At 44.9% G+C, this 19,728-nt stretch carries 21 protein-coding genes; 17 read left to right on the top strand and 4 right to left on the bottom strand.

Features of this window, described 5'->3' with window-relative positions; genetic code table 11:
* Nucleotides 1–599 precede the first annotated feature (599 nt).
* Nucleotides 600–935, bottom strand: coding sequence for a hypothetical protein (locus ACCB35_RS20545; protein WP_044339910.1), 336 nt, complete (start codon nt 933–935; stop codon nt 600–602).
* Nucleotides 936–1,216: 281 nt separating this feature from the next.
* Between ACCB35_RS20545 and ACCB35_RS20540 the strand changes: the two genes are divergently transcribed.
* The 9 genes from ACCB35_RS20540 to ACCB35_RS20500 all read left to right on the top strand — a co-directional run bounded on the left by ACCB35_RS20540 (nt 1,217) and on the right by ACCB35_RS20500 (nt 8,915).
* Nucleotides 1,217–1,546 carry a 2Fe-2S iron-sulfur cluster-binding protein gene (locus ACCB35_RS20540; protein WP_374055093.1) on the top strand — a complete coding sequence of 110 codons (330 nt, stop codon included), beginning with the start codon at nt 1,217–1,219 and terminating at the stop codon, nt 1,544–1,546.
* 59 nt (nt 1,547–1,605) lie between these two features.
* Nucleotides 1,606–2,376, top strand: a complete 771-nt coding sequence (locus ACCB35_RS20535; protein WP_374055092.1) for a creatininase family protein — start codon at nt 1,606–1,608, stop codon at nt 2,374–2,376.
* 32 nt (nt 2,377–2,408) lie between these two features.
* Complete coding sequence (locus ACCB35_RS20530) at nt 2,409–3,875, top strand: hypothetical protein (protein WP_374057083.1); 1,467 nt, start codon at nt 2,409–2,411, stop codon at nt 3,873–3,875.
* Nucleotides 3,876–4,128: 253 nt separating this feature from the next.
* Nucleotides 4,129–4,857, top strand: a complete 729-nt coding sequence (locus ACCB35_RS20525) for a TenA family transcriptional regulator (RefSeq protein ID WP_299744472.1) — start codon at nt 4,129–4,131, stop codon at nt 4,855–4,857.
* A 102-nt stretch (nt 4,858–4,959) separates the two neighbouring features.
* Entirely contained in the window at nt 4,960–6,423 is a 1,464-nt protein-coding gene (locus ACCB35_RS20520; RefSeq protein WP_374055091.1) for an aldehyde dehydrogenase family protein, read from the top strand.
* A 23-nt stretch (nt 6,424–6,446) separates the two neighbouring features.
* Nucleotides 6,447–6,920, top strand: a complete 474-nt coding sequence (locus ACCB35_RS20515) for a heme-binding protein (protein ID WP_299744478.1) — start codon at nt 6,447–6,449, stop codon at nt 6,918–6,920.
* A gap of 49 nt (nt 6,921–6,969) precedes the next feature.
* On the top strand, nt 6,970–7,566 hold the full coding sequence (locus tag ACCB35_RS20510) for a chromate transporter (RefSeq protein WP_374055090.1): 597 nt from the start codon (nt 6,970–6,972) through the stop codon (nt 7,564–7,566).
* Nucleotides 7,563–8,096 carry a chromate transporter gene (locus tag ACCB35_RS20505; RefSeq protein WP_044339902.1) on the top strand — a complete coding sequence of 178 codons (534 nt, stop codon included), beginning with the start codon at nt 7,563–7,565 and terminating at the stop codon, nt 8,094–8,096. The genes ACCB35_RS20510 and ACCB35_RS20505 overlap by 4 nt, the downstream gene beginning before the upstream one ends.
* A 141-nt stretch (nt 8,097–8,237) precedes the next feature.
* On the top strand, nt 8,238–8,915 hold the full coding sequence (locus tag ACCB35_RS20500; RefSeq protein ID WP_044339901.1) for a GntR family transcriptional regulator: 678 nt from the start codon (nt 8,238–8,240) through the stop codon (nt 8,913–8,915).
* A 55-nt stretch (nt 8,916–8,970) separates the two neighbouring features.
* On the opposite strand, the gene ACCB35_RS20495 is transcribed toward ACCB35_RS20500, so the two are convergent.
* Nucleotides 8,971–9,777 carry an aspartate dehydrogenase gene (locus ACCB35_RS20495; RefSeq protein ID WP_374055089.1) on the bottom strand — a complete coding sequence of 269 codons (807 nt, stop codon included), beginning with the start codon at nt 9,775–9,777 and terminating at the stop codon, nt 8,971–8,973.
* Nucleotides 9,778–9,951: 174 nt separating this feature from the next.
* Here ACCB35_RS20495 and ACCB35_RS20490 point away from each other — a divergent pair, with 174 nt between their 5' ends.
* The 4 genes from ACCB35_RS20490 (at nt 9,952) to ACCB35_RS20475 (ending at nt 12,339) form a co-directional block, all read left to right on the top strand.
* Nucleotides 9,952–10,299: a 2Fe-2S iron-sulfur cluster-binding protein gene (locus ACCB35_RS20490; protein WP_044339899.1), complete on the top strand. Its 348-nt coding sequence runs from the start codon at nt 9,952–9,954 to the stop codon at nt 10,297–10,299.
* A 263-nt stretch (nt 10,300–10,562) separates the two neighbouring features.
* Complete coding sequence (locus tag ACCB35_RS20485; RefSeq protein ID WP_253275557.1) at nt 10,563–11,042, top strand: RidA family protein; 480 nt, start codon at nt 10,563–10,565, stop codon at nt 11,040–11,042.
* Nucleotides 11,043–11,076: 34 nt separating this feature from the next.
* Nucleotides 11,077–12,099 (top strand): NAD(P)/FAD-dependent oxidoreductase, encoded by a 1,023-nt coding sequence (locus ACCB35_RS20480; protein WP_374055088.1) that lies wholly within the window; start codon nt 11,077–11,079, stop codon nt 12,097–12,099.
* Between the two features lie 12 nt (nt 12,100–12,111).
* The gene (locus ACCB35_RS20475) at nt 12,112–12,339 is read left to right on the top strand and encodes a ferredoxin (RefSeq protein ID WP_374055087.1); all 228 of its coding nucleotides are present in this window, start codon (nt 12,112–12,114) and stop codon (nt 12,337–12,339) included.
* A gap of 335 nt (nt 12,340–12,674) precedes the next feature.
* Here ACCB35_RS20475 and ACCB35_RS20470 read toward each other — a convergent pair whose 3' ends face one another.
* On the bottom strand, nt 12,675–14,777 hold the full coding sequence (locus ACCB35_RS20470) for a GDYXXLXY domain-containing protein (RefSeq protein ID WP_374055086.1): 2,103 nt from the start codon (nt 14,775–14,777) through the stop codon (nt 12,675–12,677).
* Nucleotides 14,778–15,070: 293 nt separating this feature from the next.
* Here ACCB35_RS20470 and ACCB35_RS20465 point away from each other — a divergent pair, with 293 nt between their 5' ends.
* Nucleotides 15,071–15,373: a DUF5658 family protein gene (locus tag ACCB35_RS20465; protein ID WP_374055085.1), complete on the top strand. Its 303-nt coding sequence runs from the start codon at nt 15,071–15,073 to the stop codon at nt 15,371–15,373.
* Between the two features lie 103 nt (nt 15,374–15,476).
* Here ACCB35_RS20465 and ACCB35_RS20460 read toward each other — a convergent pair whose 3' ends face one another.
* The gene (locus ACCB35_RS20460) at nt 15,477–16,976 is read right to left on the bottom strand and encodes a hypothetical protein (RefSeq protein WP_374055084.1); all 1,500 of its coding nucleotides are present in this window, start codon (nt 16,974–16,976) and stop codon (nt 15,477–15,479) included.
* A gap of 183 nt (nt 16,977–17,159) precedes the next feature.
* Here ACCB35_RS20460 and ACCB35_RS20455 point away from each other — a divergent pair, with 183 nt between their 5' ends.
* The 3 genes from ACCB35_RS20455 to ACCB35_RS20445 all read left to right on the top strand — a co-directional run bounded on the left by ACCB35_RS20455 (nt 17,160) and on the right by ACCB35_RS20445 (nt 19,714).
* Nucleotides 17,160–17,537, top strand: a complete 378-nt coding sequence (locus tag ACCB35_RS20455; RefSeq protein WP_374055083.1) for a GtrA family protein — start codon at nt 17,160–17,162, stop codon at nt 17,535–17,537.
* A gap of 20 nt (nt 17,538–17,557) precedes the next feature.
* Complete coding sequence (locus ACCB35_RS20450) at nt 17,558–18,529, top strand: glycosyltransferase family 2 protein (protein ID WP_374055082.1); 972 nt, start codon at nt 17,558–17,560, stop codon at nt 18,527–18,529.
* Nucleotides 18,530–18,958: 429 nt separating this feature from the next.
* Nucleotides 18,959–19,714, top strand: coding sequence for a transposase (locus ACCB35_RS20445; RefSeq protein WP_374055081.1), 756 nt, complete (start codon nt 18,959–18,961; stop codon nt 19,712–19,714).
* The last annotated feature ends 14 nt before the right edge of the window (nt 19,715–19,728 follow it).

The following is a 19,728-nucleotide window of genomic DNA, read 5'->3' as shown; positions in this document are numbered from 1 at the left end:
TGTTTCCAAGTACTAGAATCGGAGGTGTTTTGCGTTGGGTTTTTTAAAAAAAGTAGAGAAATAGAGTTTATTGAAGGGGGGTACGACCAAAATCCGCCGGAGCCTACGCAGTTCCCATCCCCAACTTTAAACGTTTTTTAGTGACAGAGCTAAAGGTGTAAAAAAACGAACTAATTAAAGGATAGTTTTTTCAATAGGATGTTTATTCTACTAACCTCCAAAGAGTTTGTTTGCTAATAGTTTTTGATTTTATTTATATGTATTAAAAGAAACATGCTTAGAAAGTTGATTGTAGCGGAAGGATGCTCGACTCCTACGGGAATAGCGGGAAAGTTGAGACCCCACAGGGCAAAGCCCGAGGAGGCTCAACTCACGCCCCGCGGAAAGCGAGCATCCTGGAGCGGAAAGCAACTACTGCTTTCTTTCTTAAGATAACCCCAAACTTTGCAAAAAGAACGGTCTATGTTTCACACACTATCACTTTATCCGTAGAGAGAATCAACTATTAATCCCACAAAAAAGCAGACTTACCTAACCCTCCAGATTCCAAAGGATAGAGTAAGCCTGTATAAAAATAGATTGAGGTAAAAACGGTTTTACTAAACAGCTAATTCATCAGACTTAACAAGCTTCGAATGCTTCGAGTCTTCGCTGTTTCCATTCGCCTTCACAATTTCATATAACTCCTCGCGTGCACCTTCGATCGTCTCAAAGGATTCAAAGAACTTCACCCGGATATGATTGATATACTCTTTTCCCTCATACTTCTCATACAATTGAATCTTCGCATCATCATCCAGGACCCTGGCAATGGTGTAGGTGGATTTCAACTTGTCGAAGAAATAAAAATGATACGTTTCTACAGGCTGGAATCCGTCATTTTCTAGTACCGTCTGAAAGGTATCCTTGTTGGTCAGTACAATATACTTTTCCATAATTAAACCCACTCCTTCATGATGGGTCTGGCATACATTGTATTTTGTATACCAAACCTTCTTGTCTACAGTGTAAAGGAAGAGTCGGATGAAATCAATATTGTTTTCAGAATTTTTATTTTTTTCTAACTGTAGCCTTCCACCTTCAAAATTACAGTCATTTCCAATCAGGGTTTTTGTAAGAAAACCTGACGAAAGGGTTTACATTTTTATAGATTCATATGTATACTTAAGAAAATTCTAAAAATTGTGATAAATGTCACAGTAAAGGAGTGTTTGGTATGCCAAATGTCAAGCTGTATGTCGAAGGTGGAATCGTTGAACAGGATGTGAAAGATGGCGCTAATTTGGTTGTACTGGCAGGGATTAAGCAGTTCCCGAAATTGAAATATGGATGCGGGATGGGGAAATGTACGAAGTGTACGTGTAAAGTGTTGAGCGGTGGTGAAAACCTGGATCCACCCAATTGGAAAGAGGATAAGATGCTTGGGGAACTCGTGAATGAAAACTATCGCCTTACGTGTCAGCTGAATATTAAAGCGGATATCGAACTGACTCAGGAAGGGGTGGACGTCAAGAAAAGAAGGGCTGCAGCAGAGGCGAAGGGTTAATTTTTTTGGGGATTTTAATCGGTATACAAAATACCGTAAAAGCGTAAGGGGTGTACAATATGAATTCGTACGTACTGACAAATATGACCTGGGAAGAGGTAGAGGATGCATTAAAAACCGTTAAGATGGCGGTCATACCGATCGGGGCTCATGAACAGCACGGTCCTCACATGATCGAAAGCTGTGATGCGGTCCTTGCAACCGAGATGGCGAAAAAAATCGCCGAGCGGATGCATCCGCACCTGCTCGTTACGCCGACGGTCAATATGGGTGTGTCTCCCCATCACATGAATTTCCCGGGGACCATCTCCTTAAAGCCGGATACATTGATTGCGATCTTAAGGGATATGGTTCGATCTTTAAAGCATCATGGGATCAATAAATTTCTATTCCTAAATGCGCATGGGGGAAATCAATCGACTTTAAGTGTGGCAAGCACTGTGTTATCAGAGGAGGAAAAGGTAGAGATCTATTATGCCAAAACCACGGCATCAGCCAAAGAGTCCATCGGGCATTTCATTGACTCTCCCATTTTCGGGCACAGCTGTGAACGCGAAGTATCAGAAGCACTTTACTTAGCACCTTACTTGATTAGACCGGAGAAATTGACGCCGGGAGATTTCTGTGAAGGGGGGAGATATCAACAATTAAGACCGGGAAAAGCGATTCAAGGATTTTATCATTATGAAGAAATGACGAAAAATGGATGTATCGGGGACGCAAGGAAGGCAACGAGAGAGATAGGGGAACAAATTGTGACAGAAGCAACAGAGAATATCGCACAAGCATTAAGAGAATTATTAAAGATCGAAGTTGAAATGCTGAATTAAATCGCTACAAAAAAGTGGGAAGGGTGAATGCTTTGGATTTATCTGCTGCTCATTGGTTGTATGCATTGGTTACTGCACTTGTCATTGTTACGATGTTGTTTCGCAAGGGGGTTGTACTGCCGACGATCGTCGGGACCTTTTTGGTTGCCTGGTTGTATAAAGGATCCCTCGTCGGCGGTTTCATGGCGGTCTTTAACGCCAATCTGGTTGCAGCCAGAGAATTATTCAGTATCTTTTTAATTATTACCCTGATGGTCGCTCTATTAAACTCATTGAAAGATATCGGAGCCGATCAACGGATGATCGTGCCCATACAGAAGGTCATGGTCAACGGTCATATCGCTTTTTTCGTATTAATGGTTGTGACATATGTCATATCCTTATTCTTCTGGCCGACACCGGCTGTTCCGCTCATTTGTGCCCTACTTGTTCCTGCTGCCATGCGTGCCGGGCTGCCTGCGATGGGGGCCGCGATGATCGTGGCGATTGCCGGGCAGGGGATGGCGCTTTCGTCTGACTACATCATGCAGATTGCACCGATGCTGACGGCTACTTCCGGAGGGATGGAAACGGTACAAGTTGCCGATAAAGCGATGATCTTATCAATCATTACCGGAGTGACAGCTGTCGGGGTCGCTTATGCGATGATGTATAAGTCGATCGCAAAGCCGAATAGCGAAGAAGCAGAGAATGCGGTCAACCTATTGAATGCCATGACTGCTGACAAAAGTGTTGTGGAAGCTGAAGTATCCGCGGCGTCTGAGATTGAGGTTTACAGAGGCAGAAAAGAGATATGGGGGAAAGTGTTTGCTGTTCTCGTTCCATTGTCCATGCTTGCCGTCATGATTTTTATGTTTTCTACCAAGTTCAGTGATGCTGAGGCGGGAAGATTTGCAGGTGGGGACGGAGCTGCCTTTATCGGTGGAGTCGCAGCCGTACTGCTGATTCTGGCGTCGGTTGCTTTCGGCAGGATCCATGCACTCGATAAAATCGGGGATCACATTACAGACGGTTTTGTGTTCGCGTTCCGTGCCATGGGGCCGGTTATCCCGATTGCAGGATTCTTTTTCCTGGGGAGCTCGGATTTTACCGGTTCGATTCTATCGCTTGGGGAAGAAGCGGCCAAGCCAGCCTTCCTATTTGATCTCGTTCAGTCTGCACAGGCATCCATTCCTGAAAACGCTTTCTTCAGTGCCTTTGGTATCCTTTTAGTTGGTATCATCACTGGTTTGGATGGTTCGGGCTTCTCAGGCCTTCCTTTAGTGGGGGCATTATCAGGTGCCATGTCAGGTTCGGCTGGGATAGATCCTGGTACGCTGGCCGCGATCGGTCAGATGGGATCTGTTTGGACAGGCGGTGGGACATTGATCGCATGGTCATCCCTTGTGGCAGTGGCAGGTTTTTGCGGCGTTTCCGTGCTGGAGCTCGCCAGGAAGAACTTCATTCCCGTCATGACGGGGCTCGTGGTGGCAACCCTTGCGGCCATATTGTTTATGTAGACAACCTTAAAATTATAATTTTTAAAAAAATCAGAAAAGTATATTTACAAAGTAAGATTCATAGGGTAGTATAAAGTCAATGGTATACCAAATGAACAAGCTAAGTAGTTGTTTTCACGAACTGTATCTCTTTAGATTCTGTCACTTCAGTCGAAAAGGAAGATATGGTTGTTTTTTCAACACTATTTGGTATACAAAATACCCAATACAATGTGCAGGTCACCTGCAGCATACTTTTAGGAGGAGAATGATCATGACAAAACTATTATCTAAAGATGAATTCCGTAAAGAGCTGGAAGAGGCAATCAAGGGAAATCATAGTCAAAAGGCTCCTTTTACAACCGCTTGGGCAGAAGGAAAACTTGAGAGAAAGCACTTTGCGAAATGGGCTGAAAACCATTACCACTATGTTGGGCCTTTCGCGAACTATCTTTCTTATATCTATCACAATACGCCTGATCATCCTAAATTCGAAGACGCGAAAGATTTCACCCTTCAAAATATGTATGAAGAAGAAATTGCCGCAGATCGCCATACCGACCTGTTGATCCGTTTTGCTGAAGCATGTGGAACGACAGGTGATAGAGTAAGAGATCCGAAGAATATGGCTGCGACGACTCTTGGACTGCAAAGCTGGTGCTACTCAGTGGCAGCACGTGAAAACTTTGTAGTGGCTACGGCAGCATTAGTAGTAGGGTTGGAATCTCAGGTACCTGATATTTATCGTAAACAAACGCCTGTCCTTCGTGAAAAATACGGATTCACAGATGAAGAAATCGAATTCTTCGACCTGCACATCGTATCGGATGAAATCCATGGAGAGCGCGGATACAAAATCGTGTTGGAGCATGCTGATACACCGGAGCTTCAGCAGGAATGTCTGGAGATTGTGCGTGTAGGAGCGAAAATGCGCCGCATGTACATGGACGGATTATGGAAAGAGTATCTTGAAAAAGATTTAGGTGCTCTTGTACAGGCTTAAGATACTTAGAACATTGTAAAAAAGCATAAGTGGCAGTTTCCTTGTATGGGAACTGCCATTTGTTCATCATATCCGAGAAATGAATAGGAAAGGATGTTTCGAGTGCTAGTAGCAAAAGCCGAATTATACAAAAACTACATCAACGGTCAATGGGAGGATTCCTCCAGTGAAAAAACGTTTATCAGCCATAATCCAGCCAACAAGGAAGAAGTGATCGGTGTCTTTCAGGCGTCCACACAAGAGGACGTCAAAAGAGCCATTGAATCTGCGGATGCCGCTTTTCCTTCCTGGTCTGAAACGGCGCCTTCCAAAAGGGCAGCGATCCTTAACAAGGCAGCTCAATACTTGATCGACCATGTGGATCAATTTGCAAAGGAATTAACACTGGAAGAAGGGAAGCCGATCGGGGCTGCCCGCGGGGAAGTGCTGAGATCTGCCGAAACTCTGAAATACTATGCGGTGGAAGGTCAAAGTCACAGCGGAGAGACCTATCCCCAGGATGATCCCAACATGGATGTATCATCAAAGCTTGAGCCACTGGGTGTCATCACCGTCATCACTCCATGGAACTTTCCATTATCGATACCTGCCCGTAAAATTGCGCCTGCTTTGATCACCGGAAATACGGTTGTGTTCAAGCCATCCTCTGAAACGCCATTGGTTGCTTATCGATTAGTGGAAGCTTTGGTTCACGCAGGACTTCCCGATGGGGTGCTGAATTTTGTAACGGGGAACTCCCGTGAAATAGGTGACAGCCTGGTCGACCATCCAGCGGTGAAGGCTGTGACGTTTACAGGATCTACTGGCGCCGGGGAACGCATTCATCGCAATGTTTCCTTCGATACGAGAACACAGATGGAGCTTGGCGGGAAGAATCCATTGATCGTGATGGAGGATGCCGATATCGGGCTTGCAGCCAAATTGACTGTAAATGGCGGCTACAATCTGAGCGGCCAGGCGTGTACGGGAACGAGTCGTGTCATCGTCATGAAAGAGGTCAAAGAGAAATTCCTCAGTGCTTTGGTAGAAAAAACAAAGAACCTCAAGATCGGTAACGGCTTTGAAGAAGGGGTCACGGTTTGTCCGTTGGCTAGTGAGAAGCAATTGACCAATGTATTAAAGTACATTCAAATCGGTAAAGAAGAGGGTGCCTCCTTACTGTATGGAGGAGAACACGTAACGGAAAGTGAATACGGAAAAGGCTATTATGTAAGTCCTGCCATCTTTACAGACGTCGATCCATCCATGAGGATTGCCAAGGAAGAAATCTTCGGTCCTGTCATCGCGGTGATCGAGGTTGCTGATTATGATGAAGCGATCAAAGTAGCGAACGACGTTGAATACGGTCTGTCTGCTTCGATTGTGACCACTAACTTAAAAACGGCCCAACAGTTTACGAAGGATATTAAAGCAGGCACCGTGAAAGTGAATCGGACAACGACCGGTAACCTGATGAACGCTCCATTTGGAGGCATCAAGAAGTCAAGTACGTCCACCTTCCGTGAGTCAGGGAGAGCGGGACTCGATTTCTTCACTCAAATCAAGACCGTATATATTGGATACTAAAAATCTCTGGGGGTAACGACGATATGAAAACTGTACTAAGACTCCAACTCGAAGAAGCAAAAGTAATCATAGAAGAGGCAAAAAGAAAATCAGAAGAAATCAATGTGCTTGAAACCATCGCAGTTGTCGATGACGGAGGACATGTGATTGCCCTTGAACGTATGAACGGTGCCCGGATCACCGGTCCCGACATCGCCATTGCCAAAGCGTTTACGGCAGCGGGGCACAAGCGTTCCACTCATTTATTTAACAAGGAACCGAACGGGCCTGTCTTGCCTGGGAATGAAGCATTTGGTATCCAGCAGATGCTCCCGGGGAAGTTCGCGGTATTCGTCGGAGGATTCCCGATCGTAGTGGATGGTGAAGTCATCGGCGGCATCGGGGTCAGCGGGGGTAACGGTGAACAGGATACGGCTGTCGGAACGGCTGCCCTGAAAGCATTGCAGTCCCACTTAAAGGATCATGACGTCGTAACAGATGCAGATATTAAGAAATAATTCATTGCAGCCGAGGTCCTGACGATAAAATAATGAAAGAAGGAGTAGCATGAAATCTTATTTGGACCTTACGGTTGGTTTTGCCAGAACGGGAGTGACCGGATACGGTGGAGGACCCTCCACGATTCCGTTGATCGAATATGAAGCAGTGAAGAAATACGAATGGATGACAGAGGACGAATTCGGCCAGACCCTGGCACTTGCCAACACGCTGCCGGGTCCGATCGCTACGAAGATGGCTGCGTATATCGGATACAAAGTGAATGGTAACCTGGGAGCGGCAGTAGCGATCCTGGCCCATATCCTTCCTTCATTGTTCGGGATGCTGTTCATGCTCGGGCTCCTTTACAAGTACCGGACGTCCCCGATTGTAGGGGGGATGGTGCAGGGGGTGACGCCGATCATCGGAATCATGCTCCTTGAAATGGCGTACAAATTCGCAGACAAGGCACGTAAAGGTCTCGGACTGCCGATCGCATTTGGACTTGGCGGCGTTTCCCTTGTACTGATCCAGTTCCTGAATCTGCATCCTGGAATCATGATCGGGGCTTGCCTATTGGGGGCATTCATCGTGGCTGGATATAAGAACCGGATGAAAGATGTTTCCGAGGACATGTATGAGCCAAGAAAGGAAAAGAGCGTATGATTTATTGGGATATTTTTTGGGCATTTTTCATATCGAATCTACTTGGGTATGGCGGCGGGCCTTCAACGATCCCATTGATTCAAAATGAAGTGGTCAACCGCTATGAATGGATGACCCTGGGCGAATTCGGGGATCTGTTCGCGATTGCAAACGTTCTGCCCGGACCGATCGCGACGAAGATGGCAGGGTTCATCGGCTATGAAATGGGAGGCGTGTTGGGGATGGTGATTGCCCTTGCTGCAACCATTCTTCCATCAGCCATCGCCGTCATCATCCTGTTCAAATTCGTGAACCTTTTCAAGGATTCCCCGCAGGTCAAGCTGATGACACTGTCCGTACAGCCTGTCATCGCCATTTTACTCGGGGTATTGGCGTATCAATTCTTCCTGTCTGCCTTTGAAAAAAGCGGAGTACTGCATCTTGTGATCCTGACTGCTGCAGGGTTTCTAGTCATGAAAAAGCTGAAAATCCATCCGGCACTCGTGATCGTATGTGCACTATTTTATGGAGGGATCTTTTTATCGAATTAATGGAAGGGCGATCAAGTTCTGCTTGATCGTTTTTGCATTTCACCTATTCTACGCTAAAAATGTCTTAATAATATAAAAATGACAAAGTCTTTGATAAAATAGGTAGATAAGAGATTTTATATCGGAGAAGGGGATAATGAAATGAAGTGGGAAGAAGAGGAATTACTTTCAATCCGTGAGCGTGCATATATTTATTTAAAAGATCTGATTCTGGGCGGGGAGTACAAGCCTGGTGACCGCCTGATCGAAAGGGAAGTGGCGAGTAAACTGAATATCAGCCGGACCCCGATTCGTGAAGCACTGTTCCGGCTTGAGTCTCAAGGTTTCGTCAAGACAGTCCCTAGAAAGGGCGTCATTGTTTCCAATATTTCTGAAGAGGAAGTCATCGAAGTGTTTACAATCCTGTCTTCACTCGAGGTACTGGCTGCAAAGCTTGCCGCACAGAAAATGGATGATGACATACAACAAGAGTTCAATGAGAAGATTGAAAAGCTGGAAGCCCTGGAAAAAGGGGAGGGAGAAGGAATCGATACGGAACATATCGAGATGAATCTCCTTCTCTATAAAGCCGCCAAAAGCCCGAAGCTTTTCCAGATCCTTTCCGGGTTGACCGATTATATTCAGATGTCTGCCAGTATGGGATATGAAACCCCTGGGCGCAGGAAGGAATCATTAAAAGAACATATCCAGATCATGAAAGCGGTAAGGGATAAAGAAGCGGATATGGCCGAGTTCTTAACGAAGATCCACATCGAAAATTCCAAAAAAGCCTATATCCATTTCATTGAAAAGCAAAAAGAAAAAGTGAAGAAAAAATAAAGAGGGACTGTGTCTGGATGATGAGACACAGTCTTTTTTGTGGGCGCTGACAGATTCAAACCCCAATCACAACAGGGGAGGTAAGATTATTCAATGCTTTGCAAATGCTCATGGCTACAATGTAGCCCGATTTAGGATTATCTGCCGACGGGGTATTCTGGATGGTCAGTTCCACCTCGCCGAAGTATCCTTTTGCTACGATTTGATGGGTATTATTTTTCACGCCCGGGTCTACCAGTACCTGTACTTTCGTTTGATCAAAGCCGACACCGGCAATGCTGAGGGCAGCCGAAACATTTGTGCTTTGAGGAAAGAGTTTAGCAGATTCACGGGCAGTGCCTTCATAGATTGTAAACTCTTCACTGATGGTATCTAAATCTACTTTTTCTTCAGCGACCGTTCCCCTCCATGCGGCAGGGGGCTTCCGGGTAATGAGCTTCACTTCATCCAGCTCATGGATGGAGGATGCAGCGATGCGGTCCAGGCCACCTATGGCAGCGGAAGGAAGAATCAATTTACGGCCATATTTCCTCGCTGCTTCTATGACTTCATCATATAGCGCCCCATCAGAGAAGGCCCCTACGGATACTGTTATAAAGTGACTGCCCGTTGATAGGGATTTCACTGCATATTGATAGACAGCATCATGACCAGCACATTCTATGATTACGTCGAGCCCTGAAGAGAAGAACGTTTCCTCGCTGTCCACCACCATGAAACTCTCAGTCTTTAATTCTTCATATTGCTCAGAGTTCCTTACTAGAATCGCGTGTACCTCTGCCCCCTCTACCTTATCTTCCTTTATATATGAGACAACATCTTTCCCGATCGCGCCGTAACCTATTAATCCTACTTTTAACATGTTGGAATCCTCCGTTTCATATTGATGGAATTTTGTATACCAAAAAGTATAGCAGTAGAGCATTCGTTATTCAAATTAAAATTCAGAAAGTTAAGAAATGACTAAAAATATATTGTCAGAATATTTCGTTTGTGGTATATTGTATACCAAGAAGGATCAAGGGAGGAATACTCGATGCCTAAAATCAATTATTCTACTAGTGGAAAAGTTCTGGATGTACCTGAAAACTCGAATATATTACGAATGTCTTTACGATATGATGGCGATCTTCCAAACAAATGCGGTGGGGGGATTTGCGGAAGCTGCCTTTGCAAGATCGAGGAGGGGGCTGAGAACCTGGACAACGTGAAGGTCCAGGAACGGAGAAAGCTCGGCGAAGAATGGCTTGAAAAAGGGTATCGCTTAGGATGCCAAACATTTGTCACGGATGGGGATGTCACGATTTCCTGGGATGAAGAAACCACTAAGGTAGTGAAGAAAAGAAAGCCCGATAAAATCCAAAAACAAGTAGTAAATAAATAAGAACAAACACATTAAAAGGAAGAGGTGTAGCAAATGTGGACGTGTAAAAAACATGTGACGAAGGCAATTGAGATATTGGATGTCCCTCATATCCGCAAGGCTCCGGAGGGTGTGAAATGTTCTTTTTGCAATAAACAGGCAAACCTCAATGTGTTTTATTCCCATCAACCAAGTAAATTCAAAAATAGAAGAGATACGCTATTGCAAACATCATAATCTGCTGCTTCTTGATTTAATGGCAATCGCCAGGAAGGAAGATCGATGTGGAGAAACAATTGCTAAAGGTTGAAGACAGGCTTGAAGAGATGGGGCTGATCCTGCCGGAAAAGCCCAAACCATCCGGGCATTATCTGGGTTCTGTCCGTGCGGATCCATTTTTATTCGTCAGCGGGGTGACCTGTAAGTGGAATGGAGATCTCCCCTATAAAGGAAGGGTTGGAGTGGATGTATCGATAGAGGAGGGATACGAGGCAGCGCGGTTGACCACACTTAATCAGCTCGCGATCGTGAAGGATGTATTAGGATGCTTCAGCCTTATCGAACGTGTGGTGAAAGTCACGGGATATGTCAGTTGTGAAGCAGGTTTTCCAGATGTTCCGAAGGTGATCAACGGTTCGTCCGATCTCTTGGTTGAATTGTTCGGTGAGAATGGGAAGCATGCCAGATGTGCAGTGGGAGTCAGTTCCCTGCCAGGTAATGCAGCGGTAGAGACGGACTTGCTTCTTTTATTGAAGAAGTTATAAGTCAAACAAGGTTGAAGAAAAGGGGTTCGAGTGTATGGAAGAAAGTCCAGTTTTTGATGTCACAATCATTGGGGGAGGACCGACTGGGTTATTTACGGCCTTTTACGCAGGTATGCGGCAGATGAGCGTGAAGATCATTGAAAGTATGCCTCAATTAGGTGGCCAGCTGTCGGCTCTGTACCCGGAAAAATATATTTATGATGTAGCGGGGTTCCCTAAAGTCCTTGCGCAGGATTTAGTTGACGGCTTAAAGGAACAGGCTTATCAATTCAATCCATCTGTAAGCCTTGGGCAGACCGTGGAAAAAGTGGAAAGGCTTCCTGATGGGTCTTTCTTATTAACGGCGAATGATGGGGAAGTCCACCAGACCAAGACCATCATCGTCACAGCGGGCGCCGGCGCATTCAAACCCCGACCGTTAGGAATCGAAAAGCTGAACGAGGAATATGAAAATCTTCATTACTTCGTGAACGACTTAAGCCGCTTTAAGGACCGAAAAGTAATGGTATGCGGAGGCGGGGACTCTGCAGTCGATTGGGCGAACATGCTCGAGCCGGTTGCAAGCGAGGTGACACTCGTTCATAGACGGGATAAGTTCAGGGCCCATGAACACAGTGTCCAGCAGCTGATGAATTCGAATGTCCGAATCATGACCCCCTTCAACGTAGCTGAATTGAATACAGAGGGCTCCACGATTCGTCACGTCGTCCTGCACCACTCGAAAGAGGAGCGGACTGAAATCGTTGATGTGGATGATGTCCTGGTCAATTACGGATTTATTTCTTCCCTCGGTCCCATAAAAGACTGGGAGCTTCAAATCGAGAAGAACTCAATTGTCGTTGATTATAAAATGGAAACGAATATTAAAGGGATCTTTGCCGTCGGCGATATCGCCACCTATCAAGGGAAGATCAAACTGATCGCCACCGGGTTCGGAGAGGCACCAGTAGCAGTAAGCCATGCGAAGCAATATGTCGATCCAAGTGCACGTGTGCAGCCATTACATAGTACAAGCGTGATGGGGCAAACGGACAAGAAAGAAACCATCAAAGCGTAAAGGAGATTGAAAATGGGTAAATACACGATCATAGACCAGGAAACCTGTATTGCCTGCGGATCATGCGGAGTATCCTCCCCTGACGTATACGACTACGACGAAGAAGGACTGGCATTCGTCCTGTTGGATGATAACAAAGGGACAACGCCAATCCCGGAAGAGTTCATAGAAGATGTGGAAGAGGCGTATGAAGATTGTCCGACGGAATCTATTAAACTGTCGGATACACCGTTTGATTAACGGTGGGACACGGGGACAGGCACCTTGTCCCGCTGTCCCCGCAACCCTAAGCGTATCGGGGTAAAGTTTTATCAATAGTAAATAGGATTAGAACGATTCTTGATATGGTTAATGGAATTAGCTCTTCTCATGAATGAGAGGGCTTTTTTGTTTTGGAAAAATAGAGAAGGCTGAATGTAAAGAAATTAAAAAAATGATTGAAGTAGCACAAGATACTAATTTTTTAGAAAGAGCACAGAAAAAGGAGTGACTAATAAGCAGCAAGTTCACTTATCGGTCACCCTCTTTTCAATTTGAATGGGACAAGGGACCTGTCCCCTCGTCCCACCGACGCCCTAGTCCCTTAACCGCACTAGAATCCCATCGCCCTTATCACTCACCTTCACCACGGCTTCCTTCACGTTCCCTTCAACGTCCAGCCCGGTTCCTTCCGGGATGAAGAAATGTTCGATTCCGTATGTGATCTGGGCGCTGTTGTCCCATGAGCTTGTAACCTTTCCATTGAGGAGGACATCACCTTGTTTCTTTTCGTAAGGAACATTCCATTTTCCACTAAAGCGATAAACTCCTGCATATTCGTGGAGTCCTTGTTCATTTTTGCGTAACACAATCGTGATGGGCCCGCTATCATCAATGGAGATGTCTTCAAGCTGGGAAATCGTGTAGTTCAATTCCACATAGTCCCCCTGGAGGAGTGATCGCGGATCGACAGGTTGAAGCTCTAGCATAATCGTTTTCCCGTTTTGTAAAAGGGTTTCGTTGGAATAGACCTGGTACCCGATCCACCCGGCTTGAAGGCATATGATAAGAAGGATTCCGAGTCTTTTTCCGGCAAGAAGTGAGTGTGATTCTTGAACGGAGCCAACTTTCTTATCCAAGTAAACAGCCAACAGTAAGAAGAGGATACCCAACACGGCTAAGAGCAGGGATTTATGGACGAGCTTCCAGGCCAGATCATAATACAGCTGGACGATGAGCATGAACCAGAATACAAGGGATGAAACCCAATAGAAGCTGCGGTCCTGTTTTTTGAAGTAGTAGACGCAGCACGTTGTGATCAGAAAAAATAGAGCGGTATAGATACTGTGAAGCGTTAATGAAAGATCGATTGTAGTTAACGAGAAAAAGGCAAGGAATCCTATGAGAAATGCTCCATATTGGAGGACATGTTTTTTATAAGTAGCCAGGTACACACCAATATTCAAGAGCATCATGACGACAAGGAGGGGATGGGCGCCTAATTCCAGTGTTTCCCCAATGAAAATACCCAGATTGAGTTGAAACAGAACATAGAATACAAACCTCGCAGCGGACCGTTTCTCGACATAAAACACAAACGCCAGAACGAAGAACATCACAAATGAAAAGTCATCAAAGGCACTTGCTATCATCCCGATGATGAGGCCGGTCATCATGAGTGAATATTTTACAGGGGACGGCCAGCTGGTTAACGTGCTTGGTGTGACAAGAAATACCGTCGCAAAGACAAATAGAGTGACCATTGAGACATCGACCATGAGTAAAGAAAGCAGACCGAAAACAGATGCCACGATGAAAACAGAGGCGATGGTTGTGACACTTGCCACGAAGATCGTCTTCGTCCAATGACGGGAAGAGGAATGCTTTCGTAAGTAGTTCACAAGGAACACACTTCCCGCTAATAACAGAACGGCTGCAAACAGGAGTCCGACAAAGAAAAGGCTGGACACATACCGTGCCATCAACTCGAACATTTTGATGATGATAAAGCCTGTTCCAAACATCGAAAGAATGATGAAGACGGATGTTTCTTTATGAAAGTACCTGTACACCCCAGCGCCCAGGATGACTAGATAAAACAGGCTGAAGAAAAGGGAATACGCGTTATCGAATGCAGTGACCATGAAAAGGAGGTTGGCTGAAATCAGGCTCAGATAAAGGAGCGGCTTAGAATCGATGTAGCCTTTTTTTGTAATTAAAAATAAGAGAGTGTTCACGATCGCGACTCCGAACGCGATCCATGTATGGGCGAGTGTCCAGTGCCCGAATGGAGACGAAGGGAACAGATAAAAGTAAATCGTCAAATGGAAGAGGATATGGGTTAATGCGTAAAAACCGCTGTACCTTGTGTACAAACTGAACAGGAAGGCCGGGATAGACCAAACCAGAAACAACAAGTAACTGTCCGCATGTGAATTGTACAGTTGCCCGAGTAAAGCGACGGACAAGCCAAAGGATATCACCCCGCAGACCAACAGCCAGTTTGAAAGGAAGTGGGCCCCCTTCAAAACACGGTCCAACAGAAAAGCCGCCCCATAGAACAATACAATCAAAGACCCTGCCAAAGCCACTTTCTCAAGCCGGGAAAACACCTGCCAGTTAGAAGCGAAAAAATAAAGTGCACTTGCCAAAAGAAACACAACCCCGAATAAATACGACAGTGAAATCACTTTTTTCATATGGTTCACCCCTTTTTTAGTTGATTATTTTACTATATGAGGGAGCGGGGGAATATAGGCATGGGGGAGCCAGGGGGGACAGGTCCCTTGGCTCCTTTTCCTTTTTCGGGGTAGTGGTGGGACGTGGGGACAGGCACCCTGTCCCGATTTGTATTGTGGTCTAGCGGAATTTTTATGGAGTGTTGTTCTTAATAAAGTTGATGATTAGAAGTAGGTTGTAGTATGATTAAAGAAATTGTTCTCTAAAGAGAACGTCAGGTACTAAAAAAACACAAAGAGGAGAATGAAAGTCCATGAGGCTACTACTCTTTTACATAGCCCTCCTGAACCTCCTGGATGCCGCACTCACCATGTATGGGTTAGATTCGAACTATATAACCGAAAGCAATCCCCTCATGAATTACCTGTATCTCACAAGACCATGGCTATTCCTGCTCATCAAAGTCCAACTTTCGGTTCTGTTACTTATTCTCTTATACTATCTGAATCCAAAGAAAAAAGCTTCAAGAATATTACTGAGTGTCGCAGGAGTGGCAGCCGTTTCTTATACCTTCACCTGTGTTTTGCATGGGTATTGGATTGTGGAGGTTATTTAGGAGGGACGGGGGGACAGGCACCCCGTCCCACTTAGATCTTAAAAGAAAAACCAGCCCCCAATATACATAGGGAGCTGGCAAAACCGCTAAGTGAAAGTACGTCCTACTTAGAATCCGGGACAAGGGACCTGTCCCTCCGTCCCACACCCAGCCTCCGTCCTGCGTCCAGATATCCCATACAGCTCAGCATGATGATCAGCGGTGTGAGGCTGACGAGGTAGCGGGAGCGGGTTTCCCACAGGATGAAGAAGAGGAAGAATCCGATGATGGACAGCATGGCGAAGGAGGTGAAGGGGTGATTCCCTTTGAACCTGAACGCTAACAACAGTAATCCAAAGAATAATAAGAGATGCTGTACCCTCGCATATCCCTGTAAGGCATGTCCTGATTTATCCTCCGTCAACCGCTGGAAGTTTTCGGGATGGACCGGATATCTCCTTAGTTTATTTAAAGAATAATAAGTTCCGTCAGTCCAGGTGTGACCGATCTTTTCCATATTGAATGCGATGTTTCCCGACAGTCCTTTTTCGGTGAGACGATTTTTTAATTCTTTTATGTGGGCCTCGGTTACTTCTTCTCTTGGATATTCCTTTAAGAGGTTGGTCGTGAAGTCGACATCGGTCTGTGCATACTTCCCGAAGCGGTCTTCATTTTGCCCCATGACCATCCAGTGAGTGACGGGCATGCTCCTCTTTTCCACAGTTTCCTTATCAAGGATCCCGAACTGATAAATTCCGTTTGTGAATAAGGTTTTGACAATCAGCAGGACGATGAATGGAATGACAGCATAAAGCTTTTTCCACTTTTTCATATAGAGGAACAGAACGATCGCGAAGGCAATCGTGAAAATGATCAGGGACCCTTTCAACAGCATCCCGAAAGAAAAGATGATGGAAGCTGCCATGACGGCAAGCGGATGATCTCTGAAATTCCCATCCTTGTTGATCAATACATGCAATGGCAAGAGCAGAAAGATTAATGAAATCGTATCCGTATAGACGACAGGAGCATAAAAGAAATAGGGAAAGAATAGGACGCTGCCCAGTAAACTTGCCATTCCGACAGCCTGCCCCGCCACTTTGGACGCAATTCGATAAATGAGATACTGGCTGGTCGTGATGACCATGACGTTAAAGAGCTGGAAGACCAGCAGTGCAGGTGTGGAGAGCTTGCCGATCACCGCCAGGATGCAGACGAGCAGTATATTATTAGGATAGATTGTGAAATAATCCCCGATTTCCCCTTTTTCAACGAAAAGCTTCGCGCTGTCGACGATCGCCCCGAAGTCCCAGGTGGGGTTGACGTTCAATTCTTTTATCGTGAGCAATTGTAGAATCAGGCTAACACCCAATAGCCCGATGACCGCGTATATTCCAGGGATCTTTCCGAGGAACGCCACCAGGTGCAGGCGAAAGCGGTATACCAATCCGGCCAGCAGAATGGCAATCACCAGGGTGATGGGATTGAAATACGCTGGTGGTTCCACACTTAGCGTACTGTATCCTCTACTCATAAAGATGTTCAATCCTACTAAAAGTAGTATCACTGCAAAGAAGATGTAGAAGATGAATCTATGTAAAAAATGAAAGATCCGGGAACCCATGATTTGCCTCCTTTTTAAAAATACATTTTCTACTATATCAAAGCGCACACCATTTAGGACTTCTTTTCTCCATTCTATTGTTAAAAATTTGTAAAGTTTGTCAATACAGTCGTTCCCATGATTGATATAAACTTCAATTATTGGTATCTTTAACCGAGAATGAAAGAGTAGGAGTTCGATAGGATGAAAAGGTTCCTGAAATTCGGGACAGTCGGCGTTTTCAACACGTTGATCACGTTGGGGAGCTACACGCTCTTTATCTATATAGGCATACATTATCTGCTTGCGAACGTGCTGGGATATGTGCTTGGTGTATTAAATAGCTATTATTGGAATAAACGGTGGGTGTTCGAGGCTCGCGACACGAAGGCGGATGTATTCGTGAAGTTCGCTTCCGTGAATGTCTTCACCCTGGCTTTTAATACGCTGATTCTGTATCTGCTGGTTCAATATGCCGGTTTCCATCCGGTTGTGGCGAATATTGTGGCCATTGGTTCTGCTATGGTAGTGAACTATCTTTTGAATGCGAGATGGACCTTCGCAGCCAAGGGCAGTCATTAATAAGGAAAGTGGAGGATATCATGCGGGAATTAATTTCAATTGTCATTCCCATGTACTTTGAAGAGGAAGTGGCACAGGAATGCTATAACAGGATCAAAAACGTCATGGTGGATCATCATATCCGGTATGAATTCATTTTTGTCAATGACGGCAGTACCGATAGGACCCTGGATATTCTGAATGACATCGCACTGAAGGACAGTCAGGCAAAAATTGTGAATTTTGCCCGGAACTTCGGTCATCAGACGGCCGTGACCGCCGGGATCGATTATGCTTCCGGGGATGCGATCGTCATCATTGATGCCGACCTTCAAGATCCGCCTGAGGTCATTCCGGAACTCATAGCAAAGTGGAGAGAAGGCTATGAAATCGTTTATGCGAAACGGAAAAAGCGATCCGGGGAAACGAAATTCAAGCTTCTGACAGCCAAGTATTTTTATAAGTTCCTAAACTATATGTCGGACATCGACATCCCAAAGGATACGGGAGACTTCCGGATCATCGACCGAAAGGCGGCGGACGTGTTCAAGACGATGACGGAGCGTAACCGTTTTGTCAGAGGGATGTTTTCGTGGGTAGGGTTTAACCAGACCTATATTGAATATGAACGGGACGAGCGCTTTGCCGGGGAAACGAAATATCCGTTGAAGAAAATGATCAAATTTGCTTCGGACGGAATCATTGCGTTTTCGACCAAGCCATTGAAGCTCGTGATGACCATCGGTTTCGCATCGGTATTGATTTCCTTTTTCGTCCTTGTGTATGCGATTGCCGTCAAACTTTTCGGGCAAGGGGTGGAAACAGGCTGGGCCTCGATCATGGTGGCCATCACCTTCTTTAGCGGAGTTCAACTGTTAGGCATGGGCATCGTCGGGGAGTACATCGCGAGGATTTATGACGAAAGCAAAAACAGACCGATTTACATTGTGAAGGAAACCGTCAATCTGAAAGAACCGGGGAAGAGGGAACGGGAATCGGTGGAGTATGTGTGAGATGGGAGCCATAGGGGACAGGTACCTTGGCTCCTTTTTCTTTTTGGGGAACCTGGAACAAAGGAACCAAGGGGACAGGTCCGATGGCTCCTTTTCCTTTTTCGAAAGGTTTATGGAAGGATTTACAAAACTAATGGCGAATACTAATTACAACTACCAATCAAATCACCATCTTTTTCCTCGGTCTCATCTCTACTCTACTTTCACCTAATTCCTTAACTATTAAAACAGCCCTTCATTTTTTAAATAAATAGAGGATGTCAAAATTATGGGGAGAGGTAAAATATCCTTATTAGTGAGCTTACTCATATTAAATGGCTAGCTTCATGTGAATGACAGAGTGAGCATATACCACTTACTAAAAGGATAATGAATGATTTCTGAGGTGGTTAAATATGAAAAAATACAAGGGGTGAGGTGATTTTACAGATGCCAAGGCAGGCAAGGATAAAGAGTAGAAGTGGTATTTATCATATTATGTTGAGAGGAATCAACAGACAAATAATTTTCGAAGACGACGAAGATAAGAAAAGATTTGTGGACACGTTGCTAAAGTATAAACATAATTATTATCTTTTTGCCTACTGCATTATGGATAACCATGTTCATGTTTTACTAAAAGAAACATCCGAACCTCTATCTGATCTCATTAAAAGAATCAGTTCAAGCTACGTTTATTGGTATAACATGAAATACAATCGATGTGGACATTTATTTCAAGCACGGTTTAAAAGTGAAAATGTTGAAACCAAAGCCTATTTTCTAACAGTTCTACGATATATTCACCAAAACCCCCTAAAAGCAGGCCTCGTAAAAGATGTATTTCAAAGTAGGTGGACCAGTATCCACGAATACTGTAAAAATGAGAGACCTCTCGATATTGAACTTCCTCTTAATCTTTTTTCAAATAACAAAACCAGAGCCGTCACATTATTTAAAGAATACATGTCGGAGAGTACCTATGACTTATGCTTAGAAGATCCACCAAGCCAGCGTATAACAGATGACGAAGTCCGAATATATTTGCGCAAGCTGGGAGTTTCAAATAAAAGCATGTTGCAGGGAATGAACAAAGAACAGAGAAATGAAGTCTTGGTAAATTTGAAAACGTTAAAAGGTGTATCAGAAAGACAAATATCAAGGGTGACTGGAGTATCCAGGAAAGTGATTCAAAAAGTAAGGTGAAAGGTAGCCAAGGT

The sequence above is a fragment of the Rossellomorea sp. FM04394 genome, assembly GCF_041889765.1.
GTDB classification, from domain to species: Bacteria; Bacillota; Bacilli; order Bacillales; family Bacillaceae_B; genus Rossellomorea; species Rossellomorea aquimaris_B.
The sequence above is the reverse complement of the archived record's forward strand: the minus strand, read 5'-3'. Positions and strand labels throughout refer to the sequence as shown.

Excerpts from the sequence above, each read along its gene's own strand:
- ACCB35_RS20545 (WP_044339910.1), bottom strand. The coding sequence starts at position 935 with ATGGAAAAGTATATTGTACTGACCAACAAGGATACCTTTCAGACGGTA.
- ACCB35_RS20540 (WP_374055093.1), top strand. The coding sequence starts at position 1,217 with ATGCCAAATGTCAAGCTGTATGTCGAAGGTGGAATCGTTGAACAGGAT.
- ACCB35_RS20535 (WP_374055092.1), top strand. The coding sequence starts at position 1,606 with ATGAATTCGTACGTACTGACAAATATGACCTGGGAAGAGGTAGAGGAT.
- ACCB35_RS20525 (WP_299744472.1), top strand. The coding sequence starts at position 4,129 with ATGACAAAACTATTATCTAAAGATGAATTCCGTAAAGAGCTGGAAGAG.
- ACCB35_RS20515 (WP_299744478.1), top strand. The coding sequence starts at position 6,447 with ATGAAAACTGTACTAAGACTCCAACTCGAAGAAGCAAAAGTAATCATA.
- ACCB35_RS20510 (WP_374055090.1), top strand. The coding sequence starts at position 6,970 with ATGAAATCTTATTTGGACCTTACGGTTGGTTTTGCCAGAACGGGAGTG.
- ACCB35_RS20505 (WP_044339902.1), top strand. The coding sequence starts at position 7,563 with ATGATTTATTGGGATATTTTTTGGGCATTTTTCATATCGAATCTACTT.
- ACCB35_RS20500 (WP_044339901.1), top strand. The coding sequence starts at position 8,238 with ATGAAGTGGGAAGAAGAGGAATTACTTTCAATCCGTGAGCGTGCATAT.
- ACCB35_RS20495 (WP_374055089.1), bottom strand. The coding sequence starts at position 9,777 with ATGTTAAAAGTAGGATTAATAGGTTACGGCGCGATCGGGAAAGATGTT.
- ACCB35_RS20490 (WP_044339899.1), top strand. The coding sequence starts at position 9,952 with ATGCCTAAAATCAATTATTCTACTAGTGGAAAAGTTCTGGATGTACCT.
- ACCB35_RS20480 (WP_374055088.1), top strand. The coding sequence starts at position 11,077 with ATGGAAGAAAGTCCAGTTTTTGATGTCACAATCATTGGGGGAGGACCG.
- ACCB35_RS20475 (WP_374055087.1), top strand. The coding sequence starts at position 12,112 with ATGGGTAAATACACGATCATAGACCAGGAAACCTGTATTGCCTGCGGA.
- ACCB35_RS20470 (WP_374055086.1), bottom strand. The coding sequence starts at position 14,777 with ATGAAAAAAGTGATTTCACTGTCGTATTTATTCGGGGTTGTGTTTCTT.
- ACCB35_RS20465 (WP_374055085.1), top strand. The coding sequence starts at position 15,071 with ATGAGGCTACTACTCTTTTACATAGCCCTCCTGAACCTCCTGGATGCC.
- ACCB35_RS20460 (WP_374055084.1), bottom strand. The coding sequence starts at position 16,976 with ATGGGTTCCCGGATCTTTCATTTTTTACATAGATTCATCTTCTACATC.
- ACCB35_RS20455 (WP_374055083.1), top strand. The coding sequence starts at position 17,160 with ATGAAAAGGTTCCTGAAATTCGGGACAGTCGGCGTTTTCAACACGTTG.
- ACCB35_RS20450 (WP_374055082.1), top strand. The coding sequence starts at position 17,558 with ATGCGGGAATTAATTTCAATTGTCATTCCCATGTACTTTGAAGAGGAA.
- ACCB35_RS20445 (WP_374055081.1), top strand. The coding sequence starts at position 18,959 with ATGCCAAGGCAGGCAAGGATAAAGAGTAGAAGTGGTATTTATCATATT.